Source organism: Enterococcus cecorum DSM 20682 = ATCC 43198, from assembly GCF_000407565.1.
In the GTDB taxonomy this organism is placed as follows: Bacteria; Bacillota; Bacilli; order Lactobacillales; family Enterococcaceae; genus Enterococcus_E; species Enterococcus_E cecorum.
Genome location: NZ_ASWI01000001.1, coordinates 53,313 through 66,232, shown reverse-complemented (window position 1 = coordinate 66,232; position 12,920 = coordinate 53,313). Strand labels below are relative to the sequence as shown.

At 39.0% G+C, this 12,920-nt stretch carries 12 protein-coding genes; 2 read left to right on the top strand and 10 right to left on the bottom strand.

The features are described from left to right. Positions 1–92 precede the first annotated feature (92 nt). The 3 genes from fusA to rpsL all read right to left on the bottom strand — a co-directional run bounded on the left by fusA (position 93) and on the right by rpsL (position 3,202). Positions 93–2,177 carry an elongation factor G gene (gene fusA / locus I567_RS00415; protein WP_016250284.1) on the bottom strand — a complete coding sequence of 695 codons (2,085 nt, stop codon included), beginning with the start codon at positions 2,175–2,177 and terminating at the stop codon, positions 93–95. A gap of 80 nt (positions 2,178–2,257) precedes the next feature. Then, on the bottom strand, positions 2,258–2,728 hold the full coding sequence (rpsG, locus tag I567_RS00410) for a 30S ribosomal protein S7 (RefSeq protein WP_016184213.1): 471 nt from the start codon (positions 2,726–2,728) through the stop codon (positions 2,258–2,260). A gap of 60 nt (positions 2,729–2,788) precedes the next feature. After that, positions 2,789–3,202, bottom strand: a complete 414-nt coding sequence (gene rpsL, locus I567_RS00405) for a 30S ribosomal protein S12 (protein ID WP_007207637.1) — start codon at positions 3,200–3,202, stop codon at positions 2,789–2,791. Between the two features lie 289 nt (positions 3,203–3,491). On the opposite strand from rpsL, the gene rpiA reads away from it, so the two are divergent. After that, complete coding sequence (rpiA, locus tag I567_RS00400; RefSeq protein ID WP_018345235.1) at positions 3,492–4,169, top strand: ribose-5-phosphate isomerase RpiA; 678 nt, start codon at positions 3,492–3,494, stop codon at positions 4,167–4,169. Positions 4,170–4,287: 118 nt separating this feature from the next. Beyond that, on the top strand, positions 4,288–4,974 hold the full coding sequence (gene gpmA / locus I567_RS00395; protein ID WP_016250282.1) for a 2,3-diphosphoglycerate-dependent phosphoglycerate mutase: 687 nt from the start codon (positions 4,288–4,290) through the stop codon (positions 4,972–4,974). A 51-nt stretch (positions 4,975–5,025) separates the two neighbouring features. Here gpmA and I567_RS00390 read toward each other — a convergent pair whose 3' ends face one another. The 7 genes from I567_RS00390 to I567_RS00360 all read right to left on the bottom strand — a co-directional run bounded on the left by I567_RS00390 (position 5,026) and on the right by I567_RS00360 (position 12,895). Then, on the bottom strand, positions 5,026–6,213 hold the full coding sequence (locus I567_RS00390) for an iron-containing alcohol dehydrogenase (protein ID WP_016250281.1): 1,188 nt from the start codon (positions 6,211–6,213) through the stop codon (positions 5,026–5,028). Positions 6,214–6,299: 86 nt separating this feature from the next. Then, entirely contained in the window at positions 6,300–7,007 is a 708-nt protein-coding gene (deoD, locus tag I567_RS00385; RefSeq protein ID WP_016250280.1) for a purine-nucleoside phosphorylase, read from the bottom strand. Between the two features lie 60 nt (positions 7,008–7,067). Beyond that, positions 7,068–7,883 carry a purine-nucleoside phosphorylase gene (locus tag I567_RS00380; protein WP_016250279.1) on the bottom strand — a complete coding sequence of 272 codons (816 nt, stop codon included), beginning with the start codon at positions 7,881–7,883 and terminating at the stop codon, positions 7,068–7,070. Between the two features lie 24 nt (positions 7,884–7,907). Then, entirely contained in the window at positions 7,908–9,074 is a 1,167-nt protein-coding gene (gene deoB / locus I567_RS00375) for a phosphopentomutase (RefSeq protein WP_016250278.1), read from the bottom strand. A gap of 185 nt (positions 9,075–9,259) precedes the next feature. Further along, positions 9,260–10,213, bottom strand: a complete 954-nt coding sequence (locus I567_RS00370) for an ABC transporter permease (RefSeq protein WP_016250277.1) — start codon at positions 10,211–10,213, stop codon at positions 9,260–9,262. After that, on the bottom strand, positions 10,213–11,361 hold the full coding sequence (locus I567_RS00365; protein WP_016250276.1) for an ABC transporter permease: 1,149 nt from the start codon (positions 11,359–11,361) through the stop codon (positions 10,213–10,215). Before I567_RS00365 ends, I567_RS00370 begins: the two co-directional genes overlap by 1 nt. Beyond that, complete coding sequence (locus I567_RS00360; protein ID WP_171310184.1) at positions 11,354–12,895, bottom strand: ABC transporter ATP-binding protein; 1,542 nt, start codon at positions 12,893–12,895, stop codon at positions 11,354–11,356. The genes I567_RS00365 and I567_RS00360 overlap by 8 nt, the downstream gene beginning before the upstream one ends. Positions 12,896–12,920 lie beyond the last annotated feature (25 nt).

Sequence of the window (12,920 nt, the reverse complement as noted above, 5' to 3'; positions counted from 1 at the left end):
AACTCCTTCCTGCCCATATCATCGTTTCTATTTTACCCAAAAATCTTCAAAAAAGATAGTTTTTTGCAGAAATTCCTAAAAAATATCAAATATTATTCAGCTTTTCCGCCATTTTTCTTAATAATTTCTTCTTGAACAGATTTTGGAACATCTTCGTAGTGGTCAAATGTCATTGTAAACACACCACGACCTTGAGTTGCTGAACGTAAAGTTGTTGCATAACCAAACATTTCAGCAAGTGGAACCATCGCACGAACTACTTGAGAGTTATTACGAGCTTCCATACCTTCAACACGACCACGACGTGCAGTAACATGTCCCATAACATCTCCTAGATATTCTTCAGGAACAACAACTTCAACTGCCATGATTGGTTCAAGGATAACTGGGTTAGCTTTCTTAGCAGCAGCACGTAAAGCCATAGATGCAGCTACACGGAAGGCTGTTTCACTTGAGTCGACATCATGGTAAGAACCATCATATAGTTTAGCCTTGATATCAACCATTGGGTAACCAGCTAATACCCCATTTTCCATAGCGTCTTTCAAACCAACTTCAACTGCTGGGATGTATTCACGAGGAACCACACCACCGACAATTGCGTTTTCGAATTCGAAACCAGCGCCTTCTTCGTTTGGTGTAAATTCAATCCATACGTGACCGTATTGACCTTTACCACCAGATTGACGTACAAACTTACCTTCAGCTTGAGTAGCTGAGCGGAATGTTTCACGATATGATACTTGTGGAGCACCAACGTTAGCTTCTACTTTAAATTCACGACGCATACGGTCAACGATAATATCTAAGTGAAGCTCACCCATACCAGCAATGATTGTTTCACCAGTTTCTTGGTTTGTTTCAGCGCGGAAGGTTGGATCTTCTTCAGATAATTTTTGTAAAGCGATAGACATTTTGTCTTGGTCAGCTTTTGATTTAGGTTCGATAGCAACTTGGATAACTGGTTCTGGGAATTCCATAGATTCTAAGATAACTAGGTTCTTTTCATCACATAGTGTATCCCCAGTAGTTGTGTCTTTCAAACCAACAGCTGCAGCGATATCCCCTGCATATACTTCAGAAATTTCTGAACGAGAGTTTGCGTGCATTTGTAGGATACGTCCAACACGTTCACGTTTACCTTTAGTTGCGTTTTGTACGTATGAACCTGATTCTAAGACACCAGAGTACACACGGAAGAAAGTTAAACGACCTACGAATGGGTCAGTCATAACTTTGAAGGCTAAAGCTGAGAATGGAGCTGAATCGTCAGCTGGACGAGTCACTTCTTCATCAGTCTTAGGATCGATACCCTTAATTGCAGGGATATCTAATGGAGAAGGTAAGTAGTCAATAACGGCATCCAATAATAATTGAACCCCTTTGTTCTTGAACGCAGAACCACAAAGAACTGGGTAGAATTCTACTGCAGTAGTTGCACGACGAATTCCTTCTTTAAGTTCTTGTTCAGTGATTTCTTCACCTTCTAAGTATTTCATTGTTAATTCTTCATCAGTTTCAGCAACAGCTTCAACTAATTTTTCATGCCATTCTTCAGCTAACTCACGGTAGTCTTCTGGAATTTCAGTTTCTTCAATTTCAGTACCTAAGTCGTTAGTGTAGATTTCAGCTTTCATTTTCACTAGGTCAATGATACCTGTGAAGCTATCTTCAGCACCGATTGGTATTTGAATTGGATGTGCATTTGCTTGTAAGCGATCATGCAATGTTCTTACAGAATATAAGAAGTCCGCACCAATTTTATCCATCTTGTTAGCAAATACGATACGAGGAACTCCGTAAGTAGTTGCTTGGCGCCATACAGTTTCAGTTTGAGGTTCTACCCCAGATTGTGCATCTAGGACGGTAACTGCACCATCTAATACACGTAATGAACGTTCAACTTCGACTGTGAAGTCTACGTGCCCTGGTGTGTCGATGATGTTGATACGATGACCTTTCCATTGAGCAGTTGTAGCGGCAGATGTGATAGTAATCCCACGTTCTTGTTCTTGTTCCATCCAGTCCATTTGAGAAGCACCTTCGTGAGTTTCTCCAATTTTGTGGATTTTACCAGTGTAGTACAAGATACGTTCTGTCGCAGTTGTTTTACCGGCATCGATGTGGGCCATGATACCGATGTTACGAGTGTTTTCTAAAGAAAATGCTCTTGCCATTGTAGGTTTTTCTCCTCTCTTATTAAATCGGTTGTTTCATGCTATACCTTCTGTCAGCAAATAAATGCTGCAAGAGGATCTTACCAACGATAGTGCGCAAATGCACGGTTGGCTTCGGCCATTTTGTGAGTGTCTTCGCGTTTTTTCACAGAAGCACCAGTGTTGTTAGCTGCATCCATGATTTCTTTTGCAAGACGTTCTTCCATTGTGTGTTCACCACGTAGGCGTGCATAGCTAACAATCCAACGTAAACCTAAAGTTGTACGACGTTCTGGACGAACTTCAACTGGTACTTGGTAGTTAGAACCACCCACACGACGAGCTTTAACTTCTAATACAGGCATGATATTTTTCATTGCTTGTTCAAAAACTTCTAATGGATCATTCCCTGTAGATTCTTTAATAATATCAAATGCATTATAGATGATGCTTGCAGCAATCCCGCGTTTACCGTCGATCATGACACGGTTGATTAAGCGAGTTACTAATTTTGAGTTATAAATAGGATCTGGTAAAACATCACGTTTTGCAACAGGACCTTTACGAGGCATCCGTAACTCCTCCTTTTCGTAATATGATTATTTTATATTTTTTCGTTTCAAATCTAAAAATTAAGCTTTAGGACGTTTAGTACCGTATTTAGAACGACTTTGTTTACGATCGTTCACACCAGCTGTATCTAACGCACCACGAACGATATGGTAACGTACCCCTGGTAAGTCTTTTACACGTCCACCACGTAGTAACACAACGCTGTGTTCTTGTAAGTTATGTCCGATACCTGGGATATAAGCTGTAACTTCGATTAAGTTTGACAAACGAACACGGGCATATTTACGTAAAGCTGAGTTCGGTTTTTTAGGTGTCATAGTACCCACACGAGTTGCTACCCCACGTTTTTGAGGTGAGCTCACATTCGTTTGAGTCTTTTTGAAACTGTTATATCCTTTGTTTAATGCAGGTGAATTTGATTTTTCAACCTTTGATTTACGAGGCTTACGTACTAATTGGTTAATTGTAGGCATTCCTTGTTTTCCTCCTTCCTTGATTCGCTGTATAGTCCCACACATCCAGGTGGTTCTTTTTTTGCGATAAAAAATAATGCAGATTTTCTGCACCTTTATCAAAGCTTTTCACAGTCAGCACGTCTACTAGAGACCTGTTTAAAGCACCTTTGTAATAGTAGCATGATATTTCATGACTGTCAACTACTTGGGATACAATTTTTTTGATTTTTTTCTGAGTTTTCATAGGTTTTTTGAAAGCGAAATAGTATAATGTTAGTTGTAAATTATCGTTGGAGAGTGATTATTGATGAACTTGAAACAAATGGTTGGAATTAAAGCTAGTGAATATGTAAAAGATGGCATGATTGTCGGTTTAGGTACTGGTTCGACTGCTTACTATATGATAGAAGAATTAGGTCGTCGTGTCAAAGAGGAAAACTTGCAAATTGTTGGCGTACCTACTTCTATCGCATCAAAAAAACAAGCAGAAGGTTTAGGGATTACGGTTAAAACCATTGATGAAGTCGATCATGTTGATTTAACAATTGATGGTGCAGATGAAATCGATGAAAACTTTGGTGGTATTAAAGGTGGCGGGGCTGCACTTTTATTCGAAAAAATTGTCGCTACTTATTCTAAAAAAATTATTTGTATTGTTGATGAATCAAAAATGGTTAAAAATCTTGGAGCATTCCCATTACCTGTTGAAGTGATTCCTTATGGCTGCATGCAAGTATTCAAAAAATTTGAAGCGCTAGGATATCAACCGACGCTACGTAAAAAAGAAGATGGTAGTACTTTAATTACCGACTGTGGACACTATATCATTGATCTCCACCTTGAAAAAATTGAGCAACCTGAACAGTTAGCTCGCCAGTTAGACCACACAGTTGGCGTTGTTGAACATGGACTTTTCCTTAATATGGTAGATACTGTCATTATCGGACATGAAAATGGTGTGGAAGTGCTAGAAAGTCAAAAATAGCCGTATCCCTATCATTGCGCATTTGTATTAAATTTTTTATGGAAATTATTTGTAAAAAAGTGTACAATATGGAAGGAATGAAAAAATTTCAGAAAACCAATTTAAAGGAGAGTTTTTTATGCCAAAATTAGTTTTTTCACGTCACGGATTAAGTGAATGGAACAAATTAAACCAATTTACAGGTTGGGCTGATGTTGATTTAGCTCCAGAAGGTGTTGAAGAAGCCAAAGAAGGCGGACGTAAAATTAAAGAAGCAGGCATCGAATTTGATATTGCCTTCACTTCAGTTTTAACTCGCGCAATCAAAACATGTAACTTAATCTTAGAATACTCAGATCAATTATGGGTACCTCAAGTGAAATCATGGCGCTTAAACGAACGTCATTATGGTAAATTACAAGGCTTAAACAAAAAAGAAACAGCTGAAAAATATGGTGACGAACAAGTTCATATCTGGCGTCGTTCATATGATGTATTACCTCCATTACAAGATGCAAACGATGAAGGTTCAATCGCTGGCGACCGTCGCTATGCAATGTTAGACCCTCGTGACATACCAGGAGGAGAAAACTTAAAAGTAACGCTAGAACGTGCTTTACCTTTCTGGCAAGATCAAATCGCACCAGCTTTATTAGATGGTAAAACTGTTTTAGTAGCTGCTCACGGTAACTCATTACGTGCTTTAGCTAAACACATCGAAGGTATTTCTGATGAAGATATCATGGACCTTGAAATCCCAACAGGTCAACCATTAGTTTATGAATTAAACGATGACTTATCAGTAGCTAAAAAATACTACTTATAATCTAAAAAAAAGACAAACGCGTGAAAGTTTCGGCCTTCACGCGTTTTTTTGTTAGATAAATTTTGATTTAGTTAAGCAAGCTTGATAAATTGCTACAACATCTTTGACTCCAAGTACTTCAAAAGCATCCGTCAACAAACTGCTATGATCAATTGCTTGTTGGGCCATCGCTGCAAAATCACGGTCGTCTGGAATTCCGACTTCTGGCAAGGTCATTGGCACACCATTTTCTTCAAAGAAATCATACAAGGCTTGAATCCCCATCTTCGCCGCTTTCATGCTATCTGGTTCTTGAATTTGCCAAACATTGCGAGCAAAGCGTTCAATCTTTGGTAAAGTTTGTTCGTTTAAGATATAGTCTAACCAACGAGGCGTCAAGATTGCTAAGCCGATACCATGCGTAATATCATAAAAAGCACTTAATTCGTGTTCCATCGCATGACAAGACCAGGCACCTTTGCGACCACTGCCTACCAAACCGTTTAAAGCTAAAGTCGAAGCCCACATTAAATTCGCCCGTGCATCATAATGCGTAGGTTCATGTAGGGCAACTGGCATGCATTGAATGACGGTTTTCATTAATCCTTCTGCAATCGAATCTTGTACTTCGGTTCCTGGTGTTAAATTGAAGTATTGCTCCATCAAGTGACTCAAGATATCCGCCGAACCAGCTAATGTTTGATACTTACTTACTGAAAAAGTCAAACTAGGATCTAGGAATGAAACTTTAGGCAAGAAGTTTGTGCCGTGAATGCCAAGTTTTTGTTTGGCATTTAAATCTGAAATGACAGCCCCTCGATTCATTTCCGTACCAGTCGTTGCTAAAGTCAAAATCGTCACCAAAGGAATTGTAGGGCCTTCATAACGACGGGATAACACCATTTCCCATGGATCTCCTTCATAAAACACGGCACCACTAATCACCTTGGAACAATCAATAACCGATCCGCCACCTACTGCTAAAATGACATCGATTTTATGGTATTTACAAAGCATCACACCTTCACGGACACTTTCAATTTTCGGATTTGGATCAACCCCACCTAATTCAAACATCTTTAACCCATTCTCTTTTAGCAAGGTCTTGATTTTTTCGTATAAGCCACTGCGCTTGATACTACCGCCACCGTACACCAATAAAACATTTTTGCCAAATTGATTCAATACACTAGGCAATTCGTCTAGGCGGTCTTTCCCAAAGCGAATATCGGTGGAGACATTAAAATTAAAATTTTCCATCAGGCTTCCCTCCTCTACTTATTACCTTTATTTTACCAAAACCCATGAAAAAAGCTCTAGAAATCAATCTAGAACTTTTTTTACATTTATGCACGAATCGCTGTTTCCAAGCCGACTTTAATCATATCGTTAAAAGTTAATTGACGTTCTTCAGCCGTTGTTTCTTCGCCGGTAATAATGTGATCACTAACCGTACAAATCGCCAATGTTTTCACGTTGAATTTGGCACCTAAGTAATAAAGGGCCGCAGCTTCCATTTCTACCCCCATAACCCCTAAATCGGCAAGGGCTAAGGTTTCAGTCATATCATCCTTATAAAAACTATCTTCTGACAAGAGATTGCCGACATGGGTAGTAGTGCCCATTTCTTGCGCCACTTCATAAGCTGTTTTTAGCAAATCAAAGTTCGCGATTGGAGCAAAGTGGAAGGATTGGAAATTTTTAGCAATCATTGAAGAACTTGTCACTGCACCTTGACCTAAAACTAAGTCACGCACATGCACATTTTTAGAAATCGCGCCACAAGTTCCCACACGAATCAAGGTTTTCACACCATAAGAATTAATTAACTCATGGGCATAAATCGTCGCAGAAGGCATCCCCATTCCGGTACCTTGAACTGAGATTCTTTCGCCTTTATAAGTACCCGTAAAACCTAACATTCCACGGACATTGTTATAACAAACAGGATTTTCTAAAAAGGTTTCGGCGATATATTTGGCACGTAATGGATCGCCTGGTAATAATATTTTATCAGCAATTTCGCCTGCTTTGGCTTCAATATGAACACTCATGAAAATTCTCCTTTAATTTTTCTAAGGTTTATCAATCAAATTGGGCTGGTCACCGTACAATTATAGTTTGGCTAATGTTTCTTTGACTAAAGATTTAAATTCTGCTTTGACACGTTCAGTGGTTTCAACGACTTCTTCATGGTTTAAATTCGCTTGCATACCAGCAGCAAGATTCGTAATACACGAAATACCTAAAACACGTAAACCACTATGAACAGCAACGATGACTTCTGGAACCGTAGACATCCCTACTGCATCCGCGCCAGCAATTCGAGCAAAGCGCACTTCTACAGGTGTTTCATAGGTTGGACCTGAAAATCCCATATAAACGCCTTCTTTAAGATGTAATCCTTTGCTTGCAGCCACTTCTTTAGCGACATTGCGGTAAGATTCATCATAAGCTTTAGACATATCTGGGAAGCGTGGACCCATTTCATCTTCATTTTTACCAATTAATGGATTCGCACCCATAAAATTGATATGGTCCGTAATCAACATTAAATCACCTGGTGTAAAACTTTCATTCACTCCGCCACAGGCATTGGTCACTACTAAGGAATGAGCCTTCAAGCCAGCCATCACACGTACTGGATAAGTCACAACTTGCATATTGTGTCCTTCATAATAATGGAAACGACCTTGCATCGCCAATACTTTTTTCCCTGCTAAAGTACCATAAACAAGTTGTCCAGCATGCCCAACAACGGTAGAAACTGGGAAATGCGGAATATTTGCATAAGGAATGACGACTTTATCTTCAATTTCTTCGGCTAATTCACCTAAACCAGAACCTAGAATCAAGCCAAATTCGACTTCTTGCACCCCTTGATTGTGGATATATTGAATCGTTTCTGTTAATTTTTCTTGTAAAGTCATTTTTTCACCTCGAATAAGTGTTAATTATTTTAATAAACTTAAGAAGCTCTTGCCGTTTTCAGTAGCAGGTACGCCAAAGTTTTCGGCAATTGTTGCAGCAATATCTGAATAGAAACCTTGAGGAAGGGCGCCTTGTTCTTTCATACTCTTACTAAATGCAAGTAATGGCACATATTCACGGGTGTGGTCTGTACCGCTAAAGGTTGGATCATTTCCGTGGTCAGCAGTAATTAATAATAAATCATCTTCACGCATCGCATCGATAAGTTCTGGAATACGCGCATCAAATTCTTCAATGGCATTAGCATATCCTTGTACATCACGACGATGACCGAATAGTGCATCGAAATCAACTAAGTTTGTAAAGCTTAAACCATCGAAATCTTTGGCCATCACTTTCAATAATTGATCAACACCATCCATATTGCTCTTTGTACGAATCGCTTCAGTAATTCCTTGACCATTGAAAATATCATTAATCTTACCAACAGCAATCACATCCTTACCGGCATCTTTTAGTGAATTTAAGACCGTATGACCAAAAGGATTTAACGCATAATCATGACGATTGCTGGTACGTGTGAAGTTACCTGGTGTACCCACATATGGACGAGCAATAATACGACCAATCATATAAGGTTCATCACGTGTAATTTCACGAACATAATCACAAATACGATATAATTCTTCTAATGGGATGACTTCTTCGTGAGCGGCAATTTGTAAAACTGGATCAGCTGAAGTATAAACGATTAAATCACCCGTTTCCATTTGATGCTTCCCATAATCATCAATAACTTTGGTACCTGAATATGGTAAATTGCAGACTACTTTACGTCCAGAAAAGGCTTCAATTTTATCTAATAATTCTTGTGGAAAACCATTTGGGAAGACACGGAAAGGCTTTTTGATGTTTAAGCCCATAATTTCCCAGTGACCAGTCATTGTATCTTTACCCACTGAAATTTCTTCAAGTTTTGTGGCATAACCTTGATGATTTTCAACCGCTTTGACTCCTTTTAATGGCGCGATGGTACCTAGTCCTAGATTTTCTAAATGAGGAATTGTAAGTCCAGCTACTTCAGCAATATGCCCTAAAGTATCCGCACCGACATCATTAAATTTGTCCGCATCTGGTGCTTGACCTATCCCTACAGAATCTAAAACAATTAAGTGTACACGTTTGAACATGTTATCCCTGCTTTCTATTCATTTTAAAGCCGCTTTTCGACTCTATTTACTTAATAAAATAAGGAGAACTATCAGCACATATCCGATTGTCCTCCTTAAGTTTATTCAATCTTGGTTGTGCTTACATTGTGATTATAGCAAGCTTTGAACCTCGACAAAAGGACAAATGTCTTCTTGTCATCAGATTATTTAGATTTAATATAGTTGGTACCATTGGCTTTCGGACCAGCCGCTTGACCAAAGAACGCAACCAATACGATAATCGTCAATACATAAGGCGCGATTAATAAGTAAACATCTGGAATTGAAGCAATAAATGGAATCGCCTTACCAGCAATACTTAAGTTTTGTGAGAAGCCAAAGAATAGAGCCGCTCCCATCGCACCAATTGGATTCCATTTACCGAAAATCATGGCTGCCATCGAAATGAAACCTTGACCAGCAATAGTAGTTACCGCAAAACGTCCAGCGATTGATTGGGCGAATAAAGCACCACCCATACCGCCTAAGAAACCAGAGATTAATACCCCAGCATAACGCATCGCATAAACATTAATCCCTAAAGTATCCGCTGCTTGTGGATGTTCCCCTACAGAACGTAGACGTAAACCAAATTTTGTTTTAAATACAACAAACCAAGCAACAAAAGAAATTAAAATCGCAATATACGCAGTTAATGAGGTTTTGGCAAAGAATAATTTACCAATAACAGGAATATCGCCTAAAATTGGAAAATGGAAATAACCAAAGAATTCTTGGATACTATCTGTTTGACCTTTATCATACAAATCTTTCACTAAAAAGACTGCTAAAGCTGGAGCCATTAAGTTCATTACCGTACCACTGATAATATGATCGGCGCGGAAGTTAATCGTTGCCACCGCATGTAGTAATGAGAATAGACAACCTACTAGCCCCCCGACTAACAAACCAAGCCAAGGGGTTAATTTGCCGAATTGAGAGGCATACGTTAAGTTAAAGACCACTGAACTAAAGGCCCCCATAACCATGATACCTTCCAAACCAACGTTAACAATCCCACTTCGTTCAGAGAAAACGCCACCTAGCGCAGTCAAAATTAACGGAGCTGCATAAATCAATGTTTGCGTAATAATTGTAGCAATTGCATCTAGATTCATTAGATGGTCCCTCCTTCTTGACTTTCTTCATTTGGTTTTGAATCTTTTTCAACTTTAACGGTTGCGGATTTTTTGCCAGTAAATTTAGCCAAAATATAACGAATGACAAAGCTAATACCAACAAAGAAGATGATAATTGCAATATCAATATTCACTAACTCAGATGGAATACCGACAACTTGCATCCCTTGACCACCTAGTTGTAAGACACTAAATAGTAAAGCAGCAGCAAAAATACCAAGCGAGCTACCATTACCAAGTAGCGATACCGCCATTCCATCAAAACCAATGGCTAAGGAAGAACTTTGTGAAGTGAAGTTTTCAAAGGTACCTAAACCTAAGACAACGCCACCCATACCTGCTAAAGCACCAGAAATGACCATTGAAACGATAATCGTACGTTTACTTGACATACCCGCATATTCAGAAGCATATGGGTTCAAACCAACAGCGCGAATTTCATAACCAAGCGTCGTTTTCTTCATGACAAACCAAACAACCACCAAAGCGATAATTGCAAAGAAAATTCCTAAATTCAAACGAGAATTATTGGTTAAGGCAGCTAACCAAGGTGTTTGTAAAGAAGCACTCTTATTAATCGCCACTGTCATCCCTTTACTTTGGATGATTTTTGGACTCATCACATTATTCACAATATGGTTACCGATGTGAAGTAAAATATAGTTCATCATAATGGTTACGATAACTTCACTCGTACCAAAGAAAGCACGTAAAAATCCTGGAATCGCACCAGCAATCGCACCAGATAATACCCCAGCAACAATTGCCACAAGTAATACGACAAAACGTGGAGCGTCAGGCATAGATAACGCAATCCAAATACTAGTTACCCAGCCACATAAAGCTTGTCCTGATAACCCGATATTGAAGAAACCAGCAGTATTGGCAATCGAGAAACCTAATGCCGTAAAGATTAGTGGTGCTGCCGATACAAAGATTTCACCGATATTACGCGGATTGACTTCACCAGTTAATGGATTTAAAAAGGCTGTTTTAAACATTTGTCCATAACCTTCCATCGGATTAAACCCAAAACCTAACATGATTAAACCACCTAGAACGAACCCTAGGATAACAGCGATAATCGGCACAATGATATTTTGAATTCTTTCAGATTTATTATGCATTTGCCTCACCTACCTCGCTATTTGCTAATTCTTTTCTGGCCTCTTCTAATGAATAACCTGCCATCAATAGACCTAATTCTTGTTCATTGGTTTCTTTTGGATCCACTATCCCAACAATTTTACCACCATGAATAACAGCGATTCGGTCAGATACATTTAAGATTTCATCTAATTCAAAACTGATTAATAAGACAGCTTTCATCTTATCGCGTTGATCAATCAGACGTTTGTGGATAAACTCAATTGCCCCAACGTCCAAACCACGCGTAGGATTTGCAACAATTAACAAATCAGGATCACGGCTAACTTCACGGGCGATAATCGCTTTTTGTTGGTTCCCACCTGATAAAGCTTTAGCCGGAACGATTTCACTTGCAGCTCGCACGTCAAATTCTTGCATTAAATCACGCGCATGCTCATTGATTTCATTGTAATTTAAAATACCGTTTTTACTTAATGGATCAGTAAAGTAAGTTTGTAGTGCGATATTTTCTGCCAAAGTCATATCCAATACTAAACCATATTTATGACGGTCTTCAGGGACATGTCCTACACCTTCTAAAGTAATTTTACGTGGGCGTTGGTTGGTAATATCATCCCCATTTAATGTTACTTTACCACTTTCGACTTTACGCAAACCAGTTAAAGCCTGAACCAATTCGGATTGTCCATTCCCATCAATCCCGGCAATTCCTAATACTTCACCGGCACGCACTTCAAGCGATAGACCTTTCACCGCTTCTAAGCCACGATTTTCTTTGACCACCAAATCTTGCACAGACAAGACCACTTCTTGGGGATTTGCATCCTTTTTAGGGGTTTTGAAGGATACCGCACGTCCTACCATCATGTCCGCTAATTGCTGACTGGTTACATCCTTGACATCGACTGTACCGATGTATTTACCACGGCGAATAACAGTACAACGGTCGGCAACTGCTTTAATTTCATCCAATTTATGGGTAATTAAGATGATTGACTTCCCTTCTTTAATTAATTCTTTCATAATCATAATAAGTTCTTCAATTTCTTGAGGAGTCAATACTGCAGTTGGTTCGTCAAAAATTAAGACATCGGCACCACGATAAAGTGTTTTTAAAATTTCAACACGTTGTTGCATCCCAACTGAAATATCACGAACATAAGCATCTGGATCGACTTGCAAGCCATATTGTTCAGAGATTTTTACAATTTCTTCTTTCGCTTTTTTGCGATCTAATACTCCAAAGCGACTAATTTCGCTACCTAACATAATATTTTCAGTTACGGTAAACGCATCGACTAACATGAAATGCTGGTGAACCATTCCGATTCCTAATTTATTAGCAGTTGTAGGGCTTGTAATCTGTACTACCTCTCCATTTAAGAGAATATCTCCAGAAGTTGGTTGCAAAAGTCCGGCCAACATATTCATCATAGTTGACTTACCCGCACCATTTTCTCCAAGCAAGGCATGAATTTCTCCACGACGTACTTGTAGATTTACTTGATTATTTGCTACAAAGCTACCAAAAATTTTGGTTACATTTCGCATCTCAACGACATTTTCAAATCCTTGA